16 protein-coding genes are annotated in these 20,801 nt (G+C 38.9%); 8 read left to right on the top strand and 8 right to left on the bottom strand.

From position 1 onward, the window contains the following. Positions 1-149: 149 nt before the first annotated feature. Together DP117_RS11535 and DP117_RS11540 are read right to left on the bottom strand one after the other, a co-directional pair. The gene (locus DP117_RS11535) at positions 150-530 is read right to left on the bottom strand and encodes a DUF4359 domain-containing protein (RefSeq protein WP_169218444.1); all 381 of its coding nucleotides are present in this window, start codon (positions 528-530) and stop codon (positions 150-152) included. 459 nt (positions 531-989) lie between these two features. Beyond that, complete coding sequence (locus tag DP117_RS11540; protein ID WP_169218445.1) at positions 990-3,071, bottom strand: AarF/ABC1/UbiB kinase family protein; 2,082 nt, start codon at positions 3,069-3,071, stop codon at positions 990-992. 426 nt (positions 3,072-3,497) lie between these two features. Between DP117_RS11540 and recN the strand changes: the two genes are divergently transcribed. Further along, complete coding sequence (recN, locus tag DP117_RS11545; protein WP_169218446.1) at positions 3,498-5,240, top strand: DNA repair protein RecN; 1,743 nt, start codon at positions 3,498-3,500, stop codon at positions 5,238-5,240. Positions 5,241-5,838: 598 nt separating this feature from the next. Next, positions 5,839-6,357 (top strand): hypothetical protein, encoded by a 519-nt coding sequence (locus tag DP117_RS11550; RefSeq protein ID WP_169218447.1) that lies wholly within the window; start codon positions 5,839-5,841, stop codon positions 6,355-6,357. Positions 6,358-6,798: 441 nt separating this feature from the next. On the opposite strand, the gene DP117_RS11555 is transcribed toward DP117_RS11550, so the two are convergent. Beyond that, positions 6,799-7,734, bottom strand: a complete 936-nt coding sequence (locus tag DP117_RS11555) for a DUF4922 domain-containing protein (RefSeq protein WP_169218448.1) — start codon at positions 7,732-7,734, stop codon at positions 6,799-6,801. A 139-nt stretch (positions 7,735-7,873) separates the two neighbouring features. Further along, on the bottom strand, positions 7,874-8,758 hold the full coding sequence (locus DP117_RS11560; RefSeq protein WP_169218449.1) for an alpha/beta hydrolase: 885 nt from the start codon (positions 8,756-8,758) through the stop codon (positions 7,874-7,876). 539 nt (positions 8,759-9,297) lie between these two features. Here DP117_RS11560 and DP117_RS11565 point away from each other — a divergent pair. The 4 genes from DP117_RS11565 (at position 9,298) to DP117_RS11580 (ending at position 13,140) form a co-directional block, all read left to right on the top strand. Beyond that, positions 9,298-10,779, top strand: coding sequence for a CIA30 family protein (locus tag DP117_RS11565; RefSeq protein ID WP_169218450.1), 1,482 nt, complete (start codon positions 9,298-9,300; stop codon positions 10,777-10,779). Positions 10,780-10,869: 90 nt separating this feature from the next. Next, entirely contained in the window at positions 10,870-11,214 is a 345-nt protein-coding gene (locus tag DP117_RS11570; RefSeq protein ID WP_169218451.1) for a hypothetical protein, read from the top strand. Positions 11,215-11,376: 162 nt separating this feature from the next. After that, positions 11,377-11,625 (top strand): peptidoglycan-binding domain-containing protein, encoded by a 249-nt coding sequence (locus DP117_RS11575; protein WP_169218452.1) that lies wholly within the window; start codon positions 11,377-11,379, stop codon positions 11,623-11,625. A 402-nt stretch (positions 11,626-12,027) separates the two neighbouring features. After that, positions 12,028-13,140, top strand: a complete 1,113-nt coding sequence (locus tag DP117_RS11580; protein ID WP_169218453.1) for a serine hydrolase domain-containing protein — start codon at positions 12,028-12,030, stop codon at positions 13,138-13,140. A 42-nt stretch (positions 13,141-13,182) separates the two neighbouring features. Here DP117_RS11580 and DP117_RS11585 read toward each other — a convergent pair whose 3' ends face one another. From DP117_RS11585 to DP117_RS11600, 4 genes are all read right to left on the bottom strand, one after another. Further along, the gene (locus tag DP117_RS11585) at positions 13,183-14,379 is read right to left on the bottom strand and encodes a hypothetical protein (protein ID WP_248277626.1); all 1,197 of its coding nucleotides are present in this window, start codon (positions 14,377-14,379) and stop codon (positions 13,183-13,185) included. A gap of 107 nt (positions 14,380-14,486) precedes the next feature. Further along, positions 14,487-15,806, bottom strand: coding sequence for an amino acid permease (locus tag DP117_RS11590; protein ID WP_169218455.1), 1,320 nt, complete (start codon positions 15,804-15,806; stop codon positions 14,487-14,489). An 88-nt stretch (positions 15,807-15,894) separates the two neighbouring features. After that, on the bottom strand, positions 15,895-17,250 hold the full coding sequence (locus DP117_RS11595; RefSeq protein ID WP_169218456.1) for a serine hydrolase: 1,356 nt from the start codon (positions 17,248-17,250) through the stop codon (positions 15,895-15,897). A gap of 176 nt (positions 17,251-17,426) precedes the next feature. Then, the gene (locus DP117_RS11600) at positions 17,427-17,705 is read right to left on the bottom strand and encodes a prolyl oligopeptidase family serine peptidase (RefSeq protein WP_169218457.1); all 279 of its coding nucleotides are present in this window, start codon (positions 17,703-17,705) and stop codon (positions 17,427-17,429) included. A gap of 342 nt (positions 17,706-18,047) precedes the next feature. Here DP117_RS11600 and DP117_RS11605 point away from each other — a divergent pair, with 342 nt between their 5' ends. Together DP117_RS11605 and DP117_RS11610 are read left to right on the top strand one after the other, a co-directional pair. Continuing rightward, positions 18,048-19,388 carry a YncE family protein gene (locus DP117_RS11605; RefSeq protein ID WP_169218458.1) on the top strand — a complete coding sequence of 447 codons (1,341 nt, stop codon included), beginning with the start codon at positions 18,048-18,050 and terminating at the stop codon, positions 19,386-19,388. Positions 19,389-19,472: 84 nt separating this feature from the next. Continuing rightward, the gene (locus DP117_RS11610; RefSeq protein WP_169218459.1) at positions 19,473-20,654 is read left to right on the top strand and encodes an MBOAT family O-acyltransferase; all 1,182 of its coding nucleotides are present in this window, start codon (positions 19,473-19,475) and stop codon (positions 20,652-20,654) included. Positions 20,655-20,801: the final 147 nt, after the last annotated feature.

Genomic DNA, 20,801 nt, shown 5'->3' on the forward strand with positions numbered 1-20,801 from the left:
TAAGAGTTCGTGAATAAAACTCTTGAAATCCGGAAATATTGTCCACCTATTAAAAAATGTTAATTGTAACAGCTTGCTGAAACCTTCATCCTGGGAAAGAGTTGCTCTGTGAGTAGCTCTATCCAAAGTTGTTATTATTTTTGGGTAAGCTATTGCTTTTGGGCACTGTATGTGTAGAAATTGTCAAATGCTCCTACCGTTTCAAATTGATAAGAAGGTATCAAATCATTAAGTTTTAAATCTGTACGGTAAATACTAAAAATAATAAAATCTTGTTTTTCTGTACTCAAGGAGATTATTTCCTTCATACGCGGATTCGCTGCTTCTAGTAGTTTATCGCAGTTCCAGTTTAGTAAATTTTCAAATAAATTTGGACTTTTCTTGCAGACATTGCTCTGCAAGTACTCGGTCAGCCTTTGTGCTGCATACTCTTCATATTTCGTTTGATTGGGATTTGTGTTCGCCATCGTCACACCCAAGATTGTTACTCCAACGACTCCTAGGCATGTCATGATAGTAAAAGCTTTCATTTGTTTCAATTGCTATTTGCCGTATATATTAGACTCTAGATGAACTAAGTCCGTTCCTCTTAAACATTTATAACTGTTAATTGATTTATTCGTTATAATCTTTAAAAGAAAAATCCCCTACGCTATCACCTAGGGGATGACACGACAGGTGCCGTGCAGTACAAGACCCAATAGCTAATTGATAAGAGGAGGTTTGGGTCTTGTGCTGTGTTATTTCTTGTGCAAGAACGTATTAACACCAACGATACTGCTCACAAAATTAGTGCAGTTGCCAAAATGCCGATTTAGTCATTAGTTTTGACATGTATTCAAGCGGTCACGCATTTGTCCCCTAAAAAATTGGCAGCCTTTGTTTGATTGATCGGTGGGACAAGACGGGTACTCGTAGTAGTAAGGCTGCCAATTTTTTTTCGTGTAAGACCTCGTCATTTGGCTAAATCTGAATCAAAGAAACCGAAGCTACACTTTTGCAGCAGGTAAAGATAACCTTCTGGATTGACCTAAATTACTATCTTCAACACTATTGACTTCTGTTGATACTAGTAGTTGGCGAATTAACCTTGCGACAGCTTTCTGCGCCAACTGGTTAGCAACTTGTTGACCCAAACGCTGTACTCCTGGATTGAATAATAACTGAGCAATTTGAGGTGCAAGTTGTGCAGGATCGAAACCACGAGTTTGTTGGAGAATGTTCAGAATACGTTGGATATGATCCAAGGTTTGTTGTTGTTCGATAGTCGCAGAAGGAGTCTCATTGACTGCTGTTATCCCAACTCTTTCGCGCAGTAAATAAGTAAAGTTATGCAAAACATTTTTTGTTAAAGCATCAAATCCTTTAACAATTTCATCTACCAATTTGTCGCGAATAAAAGCGCCGCGTTCGGAAGACAAAAAGTCTACTGTCTGATTTGCGACTAAGTTAAAGTCATAATCTTGACTATTACGAGCATTACGTAACAAATTTTCTAAACGATTCCAGCGAAATCTATTTTCTTTAAACAGCAAGTCTTGTAAGGATGCTCTTAACTCTGGTGCTGGGTCGGTTAATAGGCGTTTAGCAACATAAGGATAAGCTTCACTGAGAACTTTGAAATTCGGATCAATATAAATCGCAATTCCTTCTAAAGTCACCAAAGAACGAATAATCAGAGCATAGTATGGTGGTACGCGGAAGGGATATTCATACATTAAAGCTGAGAGGTCATCAGTGATGCTTTTAATGTTCAACTCAGCAACACTAGCTCCTTGAGCATCAGCAAATACGTTAGCAAAAGCTGGAATAATTGGTGTTAAATCTGTTTCTGGAGATAAGAAATCTAACTTGACGTAGTCTTTTGCCAAGCCGTCAAAATCGCGGTTGACAACGTGAACAATTGCTTCAATCAAACCATAACGCTGCTGTGGCTGAATCTCGCTCATCATCCCAAAATCGAGATAAGCTAATTGACCATCAAATGTTGCGAGTAAATTACCAGGATGAGGATCTGCGTGGAAAAATCCATGTTCCAGTAATTGGCGTAGCGAACACTGTACACCGACTTCAATCAAATAACGAGCATTTATGCCTAAGTCGCGAAGTTCTTCTGTCTGGGTTAACTTAACGCCATTAATCCACTCCATTGTTAAGACGCGACGATTGGTGTATTCCCAGTAGATTTTTGGCACGTAAACATCTTTCATGTGACCATAAAGCTGATAGAAGCGCTCAGCGTTTTGTCCCTCATGAATGTAATCCATCTCTTCAAAGATGCGATCGCCTAATTCATCTAGGATACCAACAAGATCACTCCGCACCCGTTTAAATTGTTTCTTCGCCCACGCAGCTAGTTTGCGTAGAATATACAAATCAATCGTAATCCGCTCTCTCAAGTCTGGACGTTGGACTTTAACAGCAACTTCTTCACCAGAACTCAGCTTTCCTTTATAAACTTGACCCAAGGAAGCTGCAGCAATTGGTTCAGTGGAGAGTTCAACGTAAATCTCCTGCGGAGGTAACCCTAACTCTTCCTTAATGAACTGATAAGCAATTTCGTTCGGAAAAGCTGGTAACTTGTCTTGCAGTTGAGTCAGTTCCTCCAGGTAAATAGGAGGAACAAGATCTGGTCGAGTGGACAAAGCTTGTCCAATTTTGATGTAAGCTGGTCCCAGTCTAGTTAACAGTTCTCGTAGTTGAACTGCTCGCTTTAAGTCATTTTTGACGACAACTCCCCGCTTACTATCCCACCATAACCCCAGTGCAAAAGTCATGGTTGGTATCAAAACTGTGATAATACGCCGCAAAACTTCCAGGGGTCTTTTTTGGTAATGCGCCTCTATCTCTTGGGGATTGTAATCTATGGCTACAGACTCAGTTTTTGTAGTAACCAGCACCTTACTTTCTTGCGTTTCCTCTGAGTCTGGTAAGCTACTAACAACTTGAACAAGCGCACGATTTTCTGGTACTCGCTCAGTCTTGGAAAGTTCGTGTGAATTGGCAAACTCACTTACATGAGTGTCTTGCTTCATTGGTTGGGAAGTTGGGGGAACTGTCTTAGCATTCATCTAGCTTTACCACAGCTTCAGAGTTTGTCTGTTAAATATTGTAACAATTTGTGTTCTTAATATGTAAATTTTATTAAGAGATTTAGAGACGGAGATTCTATACTGTAAAGTGCTTGCTCTGAATCCTCTTTTTGTGAGCGCAGCATGCACGTGGGGCATACTTTGAATTTTGAGAGAAGTCACCACCCGAGGCTTCCAAAGGCTGGTAAACTTCGATGATGCATGAATTTGTTAGCGCAGCGAAGGCAGGCAGCGCAGCAAGAAGCAGCACAATTTACATTCAAGTCGAACTAAACTAAATTTGGTACACTTCAAAAAGTCGTACTCATCCTATAGTATGAGCTATTACTATTTGTTTAAAGTTCATTTCTAGTGTCTCACAACTAAAAAGAATCCGGCGTCTATCCTCACGGAGAATTGAACTGAATGTTGTCTCTATTGCGAATAGAAAACTTTGCCCTTATTGACCAATTAGAACTGGAATTTGGTGCTGGGCTCAATGTTTTGACAGGGGAAACCGGCGCGGGAAAGTCAATTATCTTAGATGCGATTGATGCTGTATTGGGTGGAAAAGTCTCCAGTCGTGTCATTCGCACTGGGACAACTCGGGCTATGGTGGAAGCGACGTTTAGCTCTAACTCGGAATTAACCGCGACTTTGAGCGAACAAGAAATAGATTTAATCGAAGATAATTCTATAATTATTAGCCGAGAAATTGCAGTTACGACAAGTCAGATTCGTAGTCGATCGCGCGTTAATGGAGTGTTGGTTAATCGACAGGTGATGTCAGGACTGCGGGAACGCTTGGTAGAAATCACCGCTCAAGGACAAACTGTACAAGTGGGACAATCTGCTCAAGTCCGCGATTGGTTAGATATCTACGGTGGCGACTCCCGGATGCAGCAGCGACAGCTTGTCGCTTTTGCATTTGGAGAGTATCAAAAAGCACGACTTTTATTAGAAAAACGTCGAAGATCAGAACGCGATCGCCTGCAACAACTCGACTTACTCACATATCAAGTGCAGGAACTCAAAGCCGCAAATCTCGGCGAACCTGATGAATTAGAAAAACTTTTACAAGAACGAGAACGCCTCAATCATGTCGTCGAGCTTCAACAGATGAGTTACAAAGTATACCAAGCTTTGTACCAAAATCATGCTGAAACTCCAGCGGCAGCAGACTTACTAGGAGACAGTGAAACGACATTAAGCGACATGGTAGAATATGATACCCAACTGCAACCGCTGTTGGATATGGTCAGAGATGCTCAAGCAACATTAGCAGAAGTCGCACGACAAATTAATGCCTATGGGGAAAATTTGGAAGCTGATCCGCAACGCTTAGAGGAAGTAGAAGAGCGTATTCAGGAATTAAAGCCAATTTGTCGTAAGTATGGTCCGACACTGACAGAAGTCATCACTTATTACCAGCGCATTCAAGGAGAACTAGCAGAACTGAATGATAGCGACCAATTAATTGAAAGTCTCGAACAACAAGAAAAAGAATGTTTGGACAAGCTAACTCAAGTTTGTCAGGAGTTAACTCGTCTGCGACGCGCCACCGCTACTGCTTTAGAAGCAGAACTGATCAGAGAACTGAAACCTTTGGCAATGGAAAAAGTCAAGTTTCAAGTAGAGATTGTACCAACTTCCCCAACAGCAGCGGGAGCAGATAAAATTACCTTTTTGTTTAGTCCGAATCCAGGAGAACCACTCCAACCTCTAACAGAAATTGCTTCTGGGGGTGAAATGAGCCGCTTTTTATTAGCGCTGAAAGCTTGTTTTTCTCAAGCTGATGAAAGTACGACGCTGATATTTGACGAAATTGACGTCGGGGTTTCCGGACGTGTCGCGCAAGCAATTGCAGAAAAATTACATCAATTAGGTCAAAGTCATCAGGTATTATGTGTTACACACCAGCCTTTGGTTGCAGCGATGGCAGACCGACATTTCCGGGTTGATAAGCAAGTTATCACGACTGCTCAAAGTCATAAAGCAAACAATGGATATCCCGAACAACGTACAGTTGTGCGAGTCACAACCTTGGATAATTTAAACAAGCGTCGAGAAGAACTAGCACAGTTAGCTGGTGGGAAGTCGGCGCAGGAGGCGATCGCATTTGCTGAGTCTTTGTTAACGCAAGCAGCTGATCATCGACGAAAAAGTTAATTTCAAGCACAGATGCAGGCAATTCGGAATCAGGCAATGTATGCGAGACTTGCCAGTGGGGACGTAGACGCGGAGCGGCTTGTCGTCAGACATCGCTCAAGGTTTGCCTATGTCCATCGAGAATTATTTGAATAAGGCGATCGCACTAGATCTAAAAAGAGCGATCGCGCCCTTCGGTATTAGGGACTTCCAAAGAATAAATTAATCAAAAAATTTAAGACATCTACACCGGAGTAATAATGATAATTCTTAACAAGGTAGAGAAAGCAGTTGCCGACGGCAACTGCTGATGAGATGCACCATTATTGTGTAAACGCTCGTAATTAAATCAAATGCTCTTAATGGTACATTTGTTCCGTATATACTGCTCGTGGGTAAAATTTGAACTTATGTCATGCTGAACGTAACGCAGTGCAGTAAAGTATCTCGGAGATTCTTCGCTTCGCTCAGAATGACAGTTTTTAGCCGTTTTTAGTATAATTGAAGTAATTAGGGCATCTGTTAACTTTTAAAGAATTAATAAACTTTATGCGTATAAATAATTAAATTGCTAAAATTCTCATGTATCCAAAAATGCACTTTTAATATTGATATAATTATGAGTATTGCAAGAAAACTCTCCTCTTCAATATTATTCCTTGTCGTTACCATCTTAGTTCCTACTCTCTCTTCATGCAAAGGTGGTGAGGAGGTTGTAAAGATAGTAGGTGGTGCGGTCATAGGTTATGCTGTCACCGAAAGTCTGGATTGTGCAACGAAAGGAGAATGCCCAAATGCGAAAGCTACATCAATAGCCGAACCAGATAAGGCTATTCAAGATTATTATCAACTTGTCAACCAGCGACAGTACTCAGTGGCTTGGGGATATTTGAGTAGTAGGTTTCAGAATGTAAAACCAGATAATAATTACAACAACTATGAAGAATGGTGGAATCAGGTTAACTCAGTAACGATTGATTCTATAAATGTCATCGAAAAAAATAATAATACGGCTATCGTAGATGCATCTTTAAGCTATTTCATGAAAGATGGTCGGAAAATAGATGATCCATCGAGAATTACATTAGTTCTTAATTCAAATAGTAAATGGTTAATTGATGAAAAAATCAAAAAATGATATAGACGATATCCGCCACTTTTACCTTTTGAATATTGCTATTACGAAACTGGAATTTAAAAACTTAAAAACAGTATAGTTTGCCCTTGGATTTTATCTCCGGGTAATTTTTCTGCTTCGAGTTGACCGATTATCGATTGTATGTTGTGGCGAATACTGCTATATTTTTCAGCAAGGTACGTATATTTTGGTTAATTTAATAAAGTATCATATTCATCATGAGTACCGCTCCAAAAGCAGTAATAATCATCTTCCTTTTTTCAAACTAAAGCACGATATCCACCAGTTACACGCGCAGATCAAAGATTTTTGCCAACTTCTTAATCTGGCGATCGCAGTTTTGATGGTGGGTGGCACAGATTATACTTCCAAGAGTGAAATAACAATTAACTAAACAAGTTCCTAAGGCTAACCAGAAGCTTTAATACCACAGAATCTGCCCTATTTTATTCCTATGGCGACTTTCTGTAATAATGTCATAGGTCCAAGGTCTTTGAGAATCTGCATTTGTTGCTCGTTTCGCACGAAAAGCGAACCTGCAAATCCTAATGAGTTTACGGCAATGGACTCGAAAGATTCTTGCGATCGCATTACAATCAACATCCATTCCCTTGTCGCCAAAAGATTGTAAGGACCAGATTGCCTTCCACTCGCTGACTCACTGTTTCCTAAGCCGACGGCGTCTAGCAGAGTGCGATAGCACTCCAGTGTGACTTCAGCAGCTTTCAGTGGAGATTCAAACCCATCGGGATCTAGCTTTGTAAAGGCGTGTACAAAAGGAAACTGCGGTATAGTGCCAACACAGTCTTGAAATTGAGCAGACGCCAACAGAGGTTCAATCGGTACCTGCAACCCATCGGGTATGAGTGGAAGTGGAACCAGTTGCAAATGCTTGTGGCGCTGACTCGCACCCGCAGTTTTGCCACCGTTGTAAAATACTAAACCATCAACCTCCGCTAGACACGCCCACATTGCTGCAAAATCTTGCACAGTCAGTAGAGTTTCCTGTTCCTCAAACGCACGAGTAATGATCAGCAGGTGATGGTCAGTAACATTAAATTTATTTAAGATACATACGTGGGTGTGAGAAATATCTGCAACAAACAAATCTTCCTCGTAAGGAAGAAAAGGATTGAACTCTTGATTAGAAGAAGTTTTTGTCTGTTGTTTTTGCTTAACAGCGTCTTTACGAGCAAGGTTAGATAAAACTCGCACTAAGAAGCGAACATCACCTTGTTCTATGAACTCAAACTCTGTTGGTATTGTTAACAGCGCTCCACATCGCAGAGCATATTCAGTTTGTTCTTTGACACGTTTCCACAAAGAGCCTGGTTTGAGTAAAATTTCTTCATATATAGTTGGTTTTTCTTCTTGCATATTCGATTTTATTCCATAATAAAATTCTATTTTTTAAGAGCACGAATTTCTCTACAAAGTTTTTTAACAAACCGTTATGATGGTAGCTTCCTTATACACTTCACCGAATGCCTTGATTTCCATGCCTCAAAGAAGAGTGTTATAGATATTTTTGCAAGAAACCAATGACAACCTCTGGTCTTTCCAAATGAGGTAACACTCCTGCATCTGGAATTGCATAAAAATCACGAATTGAATTGCTATTTAACTTTATCAAACGCTGTCCCAGTTTAACACCAGTAAATTGTGCTTTTTCTCCCCACAGTATCACTGTAGGAATGGTCAATTGTTGAATATACAAACTCAAGTCAAAGTAAAGATTACCCTGTAAAAATGCCAAAGCTGCAAATTTCGCATTAGGCTGTTGTGCAGAGGTTAAGAAAGCTTTTACCATTTCCTCAGAAACTCGTTCTGGTTTAGCAAATAAAAAACTTTGCAAAAAGTTGCGTACCGCCAACTCATTTTTAGCGCCAAGAGTATAAATAAAATCGTCCAATAATGGTGTGTTGATGAGTTCAAGTGGAAGTCTGCGCCCTACACCTTGGCCAAAATCATCAAATCCAGAAGGACAAACCAAAAACAGTGCTTGAAATAAAAAAGGGTGAGCAATGGCGAGGCGAATCATCAAAGCAGCGGTTAATGAAGATGCCATCACCGTTACAGGTGGACGACAAGTATGTCTGATAAACTCTGTAATAGTCGTCAAATAATCGTTTATTTGATAATCCCGCACAGGATGTGCAGATTCACCCCAACCAATTAAGTCTGGGGCTATGATCTCGTGCGTAGCTGCAAAAGCAGGATAAACTTTAGACCATTCATAAGCGCAAGCCCCACCACCAAAGTTATGGAGAAAGACTAGGGGGGGTAAATTTTCTCTCTCAGCAATCAACCAGGGTGTAGTGGTTTGAGTATAGTAAACCATAAACCCTAAAGAGGTATGAACGACTTTTTGTCCAAAGCCAGGGGGTTGAAACTGGAGCATAATTTGCTACCCTCATAAATATGTGTTTGTAGTGGCAAAGCGAATCACAAGCGCGGTGGTATGTCGGTCAAGACTTCTAGCTGCAAATACAGAATTATGGCGTGTCACTTTTGTCATTGCTATTTTTTGTGTATGCTCCCAATAATTTCATAATATCAATATTGATACAGCAAACCTAAATTGTTTGTGAACATCTTCTCCCTTTTCTTCCTTTGTGTACTTCGCGCACTTTGCGGTTCGTTATCATAATTTTTTGTTCACGACCTATCTGGGATTGCTGTATCATTAATTATTAACTCTTTTTGGCGTAGGTAGCCCTACCAGATGATTTGTGAGAATTATTCAACCGCCTTAGCGAAGCGTGTCCGCAGGACATAGACGCCAAGGACGCCAAGAAGAAATAGAGGGAAAAATCTTACAAATGATTTAGGACTGCCATATACATAAATGAGGTAAAAAAATCAGTCTATATGATGTTGAACTGATGAAAAATTATCGTCATAATAATTTTGCAACAGAACAAGCGTGAGACATGAATCGTGACTAACAATAACCGCTCTCGATGGGATTTAGGCAGATTCATCCAAACCCTCACTTATTTTGAGGTCATCCCTTTTCTGAACTGGGTACAGGATTTGATTCAAGGTCGTCCTAATAGTAGCAAAAATATACCTGATGGAGCAAAACAAGTGGGTGTCATATTAGTAGCAGGCGCGACAGGTGGAGTTGGTAAGCGGGTGGTTAAGCAACTGCTGGAAAAAGGTTATAAAGTTCGTGCGCTCGTGCGAGACATCGATAAAGCACGGTCAATGCTGAGTGATGAAGTTGAATTAGTTGTCGCGGATATTACCAAGTCAGAAACTTTAACTCCCCTAATTTTGGCTAATACTCAAGCTGTGATATGCTGCACAGCAGTACGCGTGCAACCAGTAGAAGGAGATAATCCAGAACGCGCTAAATACTATCAAGGCATCAAATTTTATCAACCAGAAATTGTTGGTGACATCCCGGAAAATGTAGAATACCAAGGTGTGAAAAACTTGGTAGAATCGACTAAAAAATATTTGCATAAAGCTGGAGAAAAATTATTATTTGATTTTACAAAACCATCAACTGAATTAAAGAATACTTGGGGTGCAGTGGATGATGTTGTGATGGGTGGCGTCAGTCAAAGTAATATCCAACTCGTAGAAGAGACAGCTTTATTTGCTGGTAATGTCTCAACTGAAAACTCTGGAGGCTTTGCTTCTGTAAGAACGAAAAATTTCGCGCCTCCCTTCAATCTATCAGGTTACGAAGGTGTAGAATTGCTCTTAAGAGGTGATGGTAAGCGTTATAAATTCCTTCTGCGTACAGAAACACAATGGGATGGTGTTGCCTATAGCTATTCTTTTAACACAGAGGCGAATACCTGGATGAATGTTCGCATTCCCTTTGCTGAGATGATTGCAGTCTTTCGTGCCAAAACTCTAAAAGATTCCCCGCCAATTGATGCAAGCAAAATTTGCTCATTTCAACTCATGTTGAGCAAATTTGAATATGACGGCGAATTAAATCCTAAATTTTCTCCAGGTGGTTTTGCCTTACAAGTCGAATCAATGAAAGCTTATGGTGGGGCAAATTTACCACAGTTTGTCTTAGTCAGTTCAGCTGGTGTGACTCGTCCTGGTCGTCCTGGAATTAACTTAGATGAAGAACCACCAGCAGTCAAATTAAATGACCAGTTAGGAGGAATTTTAACATGGAAGTTAAAAGGAGAGGATAGTTTAAGAGAAAGTGGAATTTCTTACACAATTATTAGACCATGTGCTCTTACTGAGGAAGTAGGAGGCAAGGAATTTATTTTTGAACAAGGTGACAATATCAGAGGAAAAATCAGTCGCGAGGATGTCGCTAAGCTCTGTGTAGAAGCGCTACAACAAACGAAAGCATCTAACGTCACGTTTGAGGTGAAAGAGGGAGAAAAGACTGCTAGTTCTATTGATTGGGAAAAGTTATTTTCTCAATTGCAATCAAACTGACGGTAGAGTTTGCTAGGTGCGTTAATCTGGGTAATTTTTTATGCCATGTTAACGTGCTATCAGTCCAATATCATAAATTGGAGCAAAGTGATGAAACGTATTGGGCTGATAGCTTTAGCCCTGTTTTTGGTAATTATACTTTGGAGCGGAGTCTTTTCAAACACCGCCTCGTCTGGGCAAATAGAATCTCGCTTCTACAACTTAGAAGCGAACTTTAATCGTTTAGAGTCGCGGGTTAATCGGATTGAGTCGCAGTTAGGTCAAACAGGGCGATCGCCTCGCGGTGTCACAACTACACCGTCTACACGTTCTGGAAGAACTGTATCACCGCAAGAACGAGAAAAGATGTTTGATAGACTAGCAACTTTGGTGGTAGAACTCAAGCAACAAGTCAACGCACTAGAAGGACGAGTTGCTAAATTGGAGAAACGCTAGCACTGGTGAATCTCAGCTATTCGAGTTTTGGAACCCAGAATCAGGATAATAAGCCGAGTTTTGCATGAGAACTGCATAAGTTGATTTTGCTGACAACTATAAGGTTTGAAAAGGGGAAGGCAATGACTTTCTCCTTCAAAGCAACCTCAACAAAGGAGAATCATGTCTACTCAAACTCGTCCTCAACTGCAAAAAGGTAGCAAAGATGAATCAGTCAAGCATTTGCAAGACTTACTGAATCGAGCTGATCGCAAACAAAACTTCGGAAATCCTCCTCCTCTAAAAGTTGACGGAGATTTTGGATACAATACAGAAACGGCTGTTAAGCTCTTTCAAAAATATTATGGACTATCTATCGATGGAATTGCTGGTCCTAAAACCTGGGAGAAATTGCAGCAAGTCGTAGGTTAGTGTCCTAGCTTTATGTACCTACGCCCAGATCTTTAATTATGGGCGTAGTGCCATACCCCCACTTAATTTCCTTTAGTTGTGTTGGGTTTCGCTTTAGCTTAAACAACCACGCCACCACACCAAAAACGAAGGTAGCCACAGCACTCAACAGAAAGAATAATACTAGGGGATGATGAACTAGGCACTTGAAATTTATCTATGCGAACGGTTTATCTATATGTTGGGTGGTGACGCTTCATCTTGTCTTGAGGAACAAACTCATCAAACACCCAATCAATTTACAGCAGTTTTGAGTTGGTTGAACCACAATCTTTATCTGAGATACGGTAATACCGTTCTTCTACGAGTAATTGTGGTCGATTTATTTGAAAATAGCTGTTAATTCCATATTTTTGGTCTAATATGTCCAAAATTTTATCCCGCAGGCAATTACTCAATTATGGTACGAAGGCTTTAATCGGTCTTTCAACTTTGAGTTTGATTAGTTTACACCGTAACCGTTCCCTTTTGGCGACAGACAAAATCATTGCCAATTTAGAAACGCAAGTTCCTGTGTGGATGCAAGCTGCATTAATTCCTGGTTTAGAGTTAGCAATTATTCGAGATGGAAAACTGTTTTGGAGTCGCGGCTTTGGGCTGAAGAATAGAGATACGAAACAACCTGTGACCAATGATACTGTATTTGCAGCGGCTTCTTTAAGTAAGCCTTTATTTGCTTATGCGGTGTTGAAAATGGTGGAACAGGGGAAACTCGATTTAGATACTCCACTGACAGAATATACAGCAAAACCTTATATTTCCGATCCAAGAATTAAACTCATCACTGCCCGCATGGCACTATCTCACACCACAGGTTTTCCAAATTGGAGTGGTGAAAACCCTCTCAAGATTGAGTATCCCCCAGGTAAAAGATTTAGTTATTCAGGAGAAGGCTATCTCTACTTACAGAAAGTCGTAGAAGAGATTACACAACAACCTCTGAACGAGTATTTACACCAGCAGATTTTAGAGCCCTTGGGAATGAACAGCAGTAGCTTCATCTGGCAACCAGCTTACCAAACAACCGCGAGTCACGGACACAACCGCCAGGGGAAACCCACACCTATAAGTAAACCGAAGCGAGCAAATGCAGCTGGAAGTTTACGGACGACTGCCACTGATTATGCCCAATTTCTCAGTGTCATGATGAAGCCAGGTAACACTGATAGTTCTAGACTAACAGAAGCTAGTTTAAATGAAATGTTGCGATCGCAGATTCAAATTAATCAGTTTCTAGCTTGGGGCTTAGGTTGGGGATTAGAAAGAATAAAGGATGATCGTTTCTTTTGGCATTGGGGCGATCTCAATACATTTAAGAGTTTTACAGTTGCTTCCAAAGAATCAGGTACAGGAATTGTCATTTTCACTAACAGTCAAAATGGTTTAAAAATATGCCAAAAAATCGTCTACCAAGCAATTGGTGGACAACATCCTGCTTTCAATTTTAAGATGTTTAATGACTCTCTCACACATTAAAATTGCATTGAATGATAGCGGTTACATCTGATGAATCCAAGTTTATCTGTCTACATCTGTGCTCTTGTGCAGTTTCTTAAATGTTTTTACCTCTGCTAACATTAAATTTGAATCATTAACTCCAAATTTATAACCAACACCAAAATTCAAGGGCTTAATACTCTTATTTTTCAAATAAATTTTCCTCAAATCTGATTGATAGCGGTTTGCAAACAAACCAATAGGAGTGGTATAATTACCATAAAACTTTAAATCCCATTTAGAGTTCTCAAAAGCTTTGAAAGGCATACCAGAATCATCTTGTAATACACAGTGACTTTGAGTCAAAATCAGCTTTTTAATCTCGGAAAAATTCTCGTAGTACATTAAATACGATGCGGCTTTCAGATAAGTAAGCTTCTTGTCTAATTGACTGATAAATTTATAAAACTCTGGTCGTTTTTTCAGCCCACCATCTGATAAATCAGTTGAGAAATAATACAGATTACGGGGTTGAGATTCTCCTTTTGGCAGAAACGTCATCTTGACTCCGGAAACCATACCTTTTTGGAATGGTTGGATTTTAGCATTTCGGTCTAACCCAATCTGTTGCACGTCAAGGATACGATTTTCAGTACGTGCCAAAAATACATACAAAATCGGTAAAACTCCTTGTTTTTGCAAATCCACCTTCATTTCATTAGTGAGAAAAAAGCTAAATTGCAGAATTGCATAAAGAGAACCTCTGACTTCCTGCAACTTCAAATCGCGCTTGTTCTCTGAGAGACTAGCCAAATCAGGAATACTACCCACTGGTTCTAAACCCACTAGTACATATTCCTTCCCTTTGGGGAAAAAAGAATAAGCATATAAAAAATCAGGTCCGCTGAAGGGATAAAATACAGACTGAGAATGAATTTGCTTGAGTTCTTGCTGCGACCATTGTCTGACTTTTGTTAATTGTGAAGTTTCTAATTTTGACCAAGCATTCTCAAAAAATCGGTGATGAAGTAGCCAACTCTTATTATTTTGCAATTGAGATAAAGAACTATTACTATCTACACTTATACCAGCAAGGAATTTTGCTGTATTTGTCAACTGTTCAGATTTGGCTTGATCGAATGTCGCGCTTGGTTGTGGTGAAGCTTGAGGAGTTGATTTGAGCGATACTGATTGCTGATTTTCTAACTCAGCAGCTGTATTTTTTTTGTTAATTTTATTTCCATCAGAACAGTTTGCAAGCAGAAATATAACACTCATACAAATGCTTGAAACTAATATTTTTTTAAAAAATGTCATGGTCGAGAATCTTTTGGCAAAAGCTTACACTCAATTATCTTTCTTCTGATCGTTAAAAAGATGAATAATTAAGATAAATTCACTTTATTTCTATGAGCTAAGAAGTAGACGAGTATACCGATAGCCAAAGTTACAAAACCTGCTAAAGATTCAGCAGGTTTATCACGAAAAATAAACACCAACATCCACAAACTGATTGCTAAAAAGATCATGGGTGTAATGGGATAGCCCCAAGTACGATAAGGTCGGGGTATTTCAGGATATCTCATTCTAGCAACGAATACCCCTAAAACAGTGAGAAACGAAGACAAAGTTAAGGTAAATCCTAAATAAGTAATGACTGCTTCAAAGCTAGAAGTAATCAGTAAAATGGTCACCAAAAAGAGTTGGAGAAAAATTGCATAGTTAGGAATACCCTGAGCATTCTTTTTAGCAAGTACTCTAAATAGCGGGATATCTTCGCCAATAACTTGGGTCACTCTAGGTCCAGCTAACACCATTGAACTTATTGAAGAAATGAGTCCTACAGAAATGAGCAACCCCATTATCTTTGCCCCATTGACGCTGAAAAACTGATTAGCGGCTATGTAACCCACCTCAAGTTGTCCTGCTAATTTCTCCAGAGGAGTCGTATACAAAAACATCAAATTGAGTAGCAAGTATAATCCTGTAACAATCAGAGTTCCAACAACAAGAGCGCGCGGTAAATTTTTTTCTGGTTGTTCGACCTCATTGGCTAAATAAATAGCTGCATTCCAACCTGAATAAGAATAGATGACATAGACAAGAGAAATCGCAAAAGGAGCACTGAAAATCGCTCCGACATCTGCTGTTGTAGGTAAAAAGCTCAATGGTTGCGGTTTTGCCAACAGAAAACCACAAACAATTAGCACAACTATTAATATAACTTTGAGCACAGTAAAAATGAGTTGAAAGTTGCTACCAAATTGCAGATTACGGGTGTGAATTAAGGAAACTCCAACCACGACTAATAAAGCTATTGGGATTGAGGGAAGGATGGGAAACACACTTTTTAAATACTGTCCTAAAGCCATTGCAGCAGCAGCAATTGGTGCTGCAAAGCCTACTGTCACCGATACCCAGCCCGATAAAAATCCGACTATGGGATGATAAATACGAGATAAATAATAGTACTCACCACCGTTGCGTGGCATTGCTGCTCCTAGTTCACTATAAGACAAAGCACCGCATAAGGCGAAAATGCCTCCTAGTAACCACAGAAATAAGAGCGCGAAAACAGATTTGATATTTACAACTTGGAAACCTAAGCTAGTAAATACGCCTGTACCAATCATATTCGCGACTACAATACAGATTGCAGTCAGCAGGTTGATCTTGTTAAAGTTTTGTTGCTGATTTAACGACATTCTTTTACTTCTTCTTTTGATTTTGGAGTTTGGATAAAATCATTTAGGAATTATCCAGTGACAGCAGTTAGATTATCTGTACAAATCTCTAGAGTCTTTCTTGAATGCGTGAATGAGTGAATGAGTGAATTGCTCCTTTGGGGGTTGAGTTTGAATGGCGAGAAGTCATGCGGTTGTAGACAAGACGAGATATCTGTGGAAAAATTTTTGTCTCATCAGCGTATGCCGAATCTTCAGCAAAAATCGCCAAAATATAAGTAACTCCATTATTTCCTGTAGAAATCATTGCAGTCTCTGCACGGGAACGAGAAACCCAGCCAGCTTTAGAATAAAATCGGGCATTAGTATCAGACAAAGATTCACCTAAAAACGTTTGTACAGGGTTGAACCCGTCAGAATCTGGAGATTTTTTTTGCCAGACTTTAGGATTTAAATCCCTTTTTAGCCAAGTACACATTTTTTTGCTAGCTTGTGGAGAAACAGCCTGACCAGCGTAACAAGTTTCGTACAATAGTCTAGCTCCCTGTTTGGTTGTTATTTTATTCCAATTCCAAATTGGATTGCCTAACATCTGCAATTCACTACCTTTGGGTTCTGGAAGATTGAGGTAGTCAATGGGAAATGTTTTTTGGCTAATATTAATATCTTTGTAACCTGCTTGTTGGAAAAATCGGTTAACTTGTTGGCGTTTGTTTTTCCAACTTTTAAATTTTTCACTTTCTAGTTCTGGTTCAGAGTGTGTCTGTGTGACTTTATCAAGAATAAAGCTAGCAGCTTCATTATCAGACTCCTTAATCATCTTTGCCACATAAGGAGTAAAATCCTTTTCATTTTTCCATATACCGCTCTCTATTTGGGCATATAAAACCACCATCCAAAACAACTTGACTACGCTGGCGGGATATCTCGGTGTGTCTTGCTGATATCCCGCAGTTTCTCCAGTTTTGGTATCTATCAAAGTAATAGATAAAGCTTTTTTAGGAAGACCTTGAGCAATGGTAAGATTAATAACATCGTCCACAATAGCTTGCAACTCCTGACTCTGCTTAAAATTTGGAGGCGTTTTGAGATTGTAAACAATTTCTGAATCTTTTTGTCTAGCTTGACGAGACGGAATGGGTAGTGACTTGGTAATAGCCCAATCAGGAAGTACCTCCACAGGTGAATTTAACACTTGTTTTGGAGATGGAGTTGTAGATGAATTTAACGCTTGTTTGGGAGATGATGTGGCAATAACCTGGACAGGAAGTACTGGAGGAGTCGTAGGTGAATTGAACACTTGTTTGGGAGATGATGTGGCAAAGTGTTCTGTCTGAGATTTAGTTATTAAGGTGGCTATCAGGACACCCACAATTGTCAATGTCACTGTCAGTTTATTTATTTTTCCAACAAAACGTCGTTTTGAGAGTTGGTTAAGAAAAATCTTTCTACACCATTGTTGCATTTTTTTCTAACTTTTGATAGATGAAAAGCGTATCATGCACTGTTTTCTTTTACTAATAAAACAGTACGTATAGTCATCCTAAATCATAAGTCCTACGTACATGCTACCCATGAACATGAAATATTCTATCTCGCTTGTCATTGGTCAGTGGAGCGATAGTACAGACAATCACAAGATTAAGAAGCATCGCGAATGATACCCTGCTTGATCAAAAATCTTTTGATAGTGGTATAAATTTCTTGTTTTTGATGCTTGCTATAACCACCATGAGCAGCTCCAGAAACTGTGTAAAGTTGATTTGGTACACCAGCTTGAGCAAGGGCCTGATGTAGTCGGATTGCATGATTGTAATGAACAAATTTATCTTTATCACCATGTATGGTAAGGATGGGGGGGGGGTAACCCAGAGGATACATAATTAATCGGAGAAAGCTTTTTCGCGAGTTCGATTTCATTCGCACCAATTTTGTTACCAAACCATGAAATTCATTTCAAAAATTTATAGTGATCAACTATAACTATTTCAATTTTGCACTGCCAAACTGGTAAGTGACTATTGTATAGTCACTAAAAAAATTGTCATTTCAAGCACCTTTGCATAAAGCTGAATTGTTTGCAAATTTGCTGTTTTGAGTACTAGATATATAGAACAATAACTGAGATACCCAAATTGTGTGTACTACACATATACGATGCGTAAGTTCTAAAGGGTGTCTTGTTAACTGCTGTTATTTTCGTTCGGCTCTTCACTAGAACCGATAAACCCCTAATTAATTAGCTAATTCTTACATAAAAATATGAAAAAAAATCTCTGGCTTGCCATAGGTATTTCTATGGCAATTATAGGAGCATACTTTTTAGTTGAAAAAACCCTGTTGAAGTACAATAAAGCTCTTGAAGTCATTTCTGAGTCTAAAGAGTTTGACAAGGCAAATCAGCTAGCCAAGTTAGCAGTCGAACTAGGAAAATCTGCTCAATCCAAGGTTGAATGGCGCACTGTTGCTCATACTTGGTCTGAAGCAATTGCTCTCATGAAATCGGTTCCTATAAACAGTACCAATTATGAACAAGCTCAAGAAAAAATTATAGAGTATCAGAACTATTTTAACAACACTAAAGATAGAGTCAAAAACACTCCTTCCAAGATGAGCCTGATACAAACTATCCGTGGCGATATTAGTCCCAAATCTGTGGTTCATTCTGGCAAGGGTTTATTTTTTGCTCAAAATATGATGTATCGCCACACCATCACCGTTTACAACCGAGAATATAACTTAGTCAAAACAATTAGTGATAAAGTTAAGCTCTCAGATTACGGTTATGAAAAGTACCAGGGAACTCATCAAGGTTCTCCTGTAGAAGCAGCTTTTTCTGATGATGGGAAATATGCTTGGGTATCAAATTACAGTATGTATGGTTCAGGATTCCATCGAGAAGGTAGTGACAGTTGCAACGTAACTGACAATTATGATCCTAGCACTTTATATCGCATAAATACAGAAACACTAGAGATAGAACAAGTTATTTTGGTAGGATCTGTCCCTAAATACAATGCTGTTTCTCCGGATAATCGCTTTGTTCTAGTTAGCAACTGGTGTAGCTGGGATTTAAGTGTCGTAGATACAAAAAAGAACAAAGAAATTAAACGGATTAAACTAGGTCCTTATCCACGTGGAATTGCTATAGATAGTCATTCAAAAAAAGCTTATGTTGCGATTATGGGTTCATCTTATATTGCTGTCATTAATCTTCAAAAGCCTGATTCTTTTGCCGTGACATGGTTGAAAAATATAGGTAATAACCCGCGTCATTTAAATATCGACTCAGCAAGGAATTATCTCTATGCTTCTTTAAATGGTGAAGGAAATGTAACTAAGATTGACCTTTCAAGTGGCAAAGTTTTAAAAAAAATCACTACGGGAAATGCTCCTCGCAGCATGACTCTGTCAGATGACGCGGAATTTCTCTATGTAGTTAATTATTATTCCAACACTGTGAGCAAAGTCCGTACCAGTGATATGAAAGTCATACAAACTGTTAACACAGAACCTCAACCAATTGGAATTACCTACGACTCAAAAACTCATCAGATTTGGGTCGCTTGTTATTCGGGAAGTATTATGGTATTTCAAGATTAGTTTAAGAGATATTACTTTGGCTCTACTCCTCATGAGCACCTCCAACAGCATTAACCTATTAATCATTTAGCGTTACAAAATAATATGTTATTTCCTACCTATGAATTTTTAGGTTTCTTTTTTCTTGTTTTCGGTATAGGAATCTTCCTGAAACAGCAAGTCACTGCTTACAAGTACTTTTTAGTTTTAGCTAGTTTAGTTTTCTATTCATTTTGGAGCTTGAAATTCCTCAGCTTATTGGTGATAGATACCATAATCAACTACATCATTCTTCAAAGTATCACCAGAAGTCAACATAAAAATTTCTTTTTCACTCTTGGCTTAGTTATCAATTTATTATATTTAGTCTTTTTCAAGTACGAAAATTTTTTCGTCGATTCTTTGTTTGAGTTTTTGCATTTGATTCATCTTCAATCACATTTCCAAGTGTTACAAATTATTGCGCCCGTCGGCATTTCCTTTTATACCTTTAGAATAATTGCCCATTTAGTTGACTGCTATAAAAATCAGCTAGACTGTCCGCCTTTATTAGATTACGCTGTATATGTAACCTATTTCCCTCAAATTGCTTCAGGACCAATTGCACGAGCACAAGAATTTTATGTCCAATTAAATTCCCGCGAAAAATACAACTACAAAATTGAATATGTCATTATTTTAATCATCTCAGGCTTGTTCAAAAAATATACCCTATCTAGTTTTCTATTTAACTTCACCCAACTTCCATTTAGTTTACCAGAGCAGTATTCCAGCTTTGACCTTATTCTTGCTGCAGTAGCATATTCCTGTTTAATTTATGTAGATTTTAGTGGTTACTCAGATTTAGCTAATGCTATTTCTAGCTTACTTGGATTCAAACCAATTCCAAACTTTAATATGCCTTATCGTTCTCTAAGCGTACAAGAGTTTTGGCGCAGATGGCATATTAGTTTGTCTGAATGGTTGAGAGATTACTTATATATTCCGTTAGGTGGAAATAGAAAAGGTCAGTTAAGAAAATATTTAAATTTAATGTTAACAATGGTTATCGGTGGTTTTTGGCATGGTGCTGGTGTAAATTTTCTTATCTGGGGCGGTCTTCATGGTGTGGGTTTAATTATTAATCACCTTTGGAAAGATTTAGGCAAGATAATTTCAGCTAAAAATACAATCAGAGAAGAGAAAGAGAAAAACTTTTCTTTCAGAGAAGATAAAAAAAATGTCTTCGCAGAATTGGATGGTCATTCGCTTAGAAAATCTCTGGAAAATCCTCACATCTATTTTTGATTGGTTATTAACCTTTAGTTTTCTGACTGTCACTTGGATATTTTTCAAGACTCCTAATTATGACAATGCCATGAAATTTATAAACAGAATCTTTGATTTTAACTCAGGAGTCTCTCTCGTCCAATTTCATGTCTGGCAACTATATAT

Origin of the sequence: Brasilonema sp. UFV-L1 (genome assembly GCF_012912105.1) — a bacterium.
In the GTDB taxonomy this organism is placed as follows: domain Bacteria; phylum Cyanobacteriota; class Cyanobacteriia; order Cyanobacteriales; family Nostocaceae; genus Brasilonema.

Bases quoted from the DNA above. Each gene is read 5' to 3' on its own strand.
- DP117_RS11535 (WP_169218444.1), bottom strand. From the start codon at position 530: ATGAAAGCTTTTACTATCATGACATGCCTAGGAGTCGTTGGAGTAACA.
- DP117_RS11540 (WP_169218445.1), bottom strand. From the start codon at position 3,071: ATGAATGCTAAGACAGTTCCCCCAACTTCCCAACCAATGAAGCAAGAC.
- recN (WP_169218446.1), top strand. From the start codon at position 3,498: ATGTTGTCTCTATTGCGAATAGAAAACTTTGCCCTTATTGACCAATTA.
- DP117_RS11550 (WP_169218447.1), top strand. From the start codon at position 5,839: ATGAGTATTGCAAGAAAACTCTCCTCTTCAATATTATTCCTTGTCGTT.
- DP117_RS11555 (WP_169218448.1), bottom strand. From the start codon at position 7,734: ATGCAAGAAGAAAAACCAACTATATATGAAGAAATTTTACTCAAACCA.
- DP117_RS11560 (WP_169218449.1), bottom strand. From the start codon at position 8,758: ATGCTCCAGTTTCAACCCCCTGGCTTTGGACAAAAAGTCGTTCATACC.
- DP117_RS11570 (WP_169218451.1), top strand. From the start codon at position 10,870: ATGAAACGTATTGGGCTGATAGCTTTAGCCCTGTTTTTGGTAATTATA.
- DP117_RS11575 (WP_169218452.1), top strand. From the start codon at position 11,377: ATGTCTACTCAAACTCGTCCTCAACTGCAAAAAGGTAGCAAAGATGAA.
- DP117_RS11580 (WP_169218453.1), top strand. From the start codon at position 12,028: ATGTCCAAAATTTTATCCCGCAGGCAATTACTCAATTATGGTACGAAG.
- DP117_RS11585 (WP_248277626.1), bottom strand. From the start codon at position 14,379: ATGAGTGTTATATTTCTGCTTGCAAACTGTTCTGATGGAAATAAAATT.
- DP117_RS11590 (WP_169218455.1), bottom strand. From the start codon at position 15,806: ATGTCGTTAAATCAGCAACAAAACTTTAACAAGATCAACCTGCTGACT.
- DP117_RS11595 (WP_169218456.1), bottom strand. From the start codon at position 17,250: ATGCAACAATGGTGTAGAAAGATTTTTCTTAACCAACTCTCAAAACGA.
- DP117_RS11600 (WP_169218457.1), bottom strand. From the start codon at position 17,705: ATGAAATCGAACTCGCGAAAAAGCTTTCTCCGATTAATTATGTATCCT.
- DP117_RS11605 (WP_169218458.1), top strand. From the start codon at position 18,048: ATGAAAAAAAATCTCTGGCTTGCCATAGGTATTTCTATGGCAATTATA.
- DP117_RS11610 (WP_169218459.1), top strand. From the start codon at position 19,473: ATGTTATTTCCTACCTATGAATTTTTAGGTTTCTTTTTTCTTGTTTTC.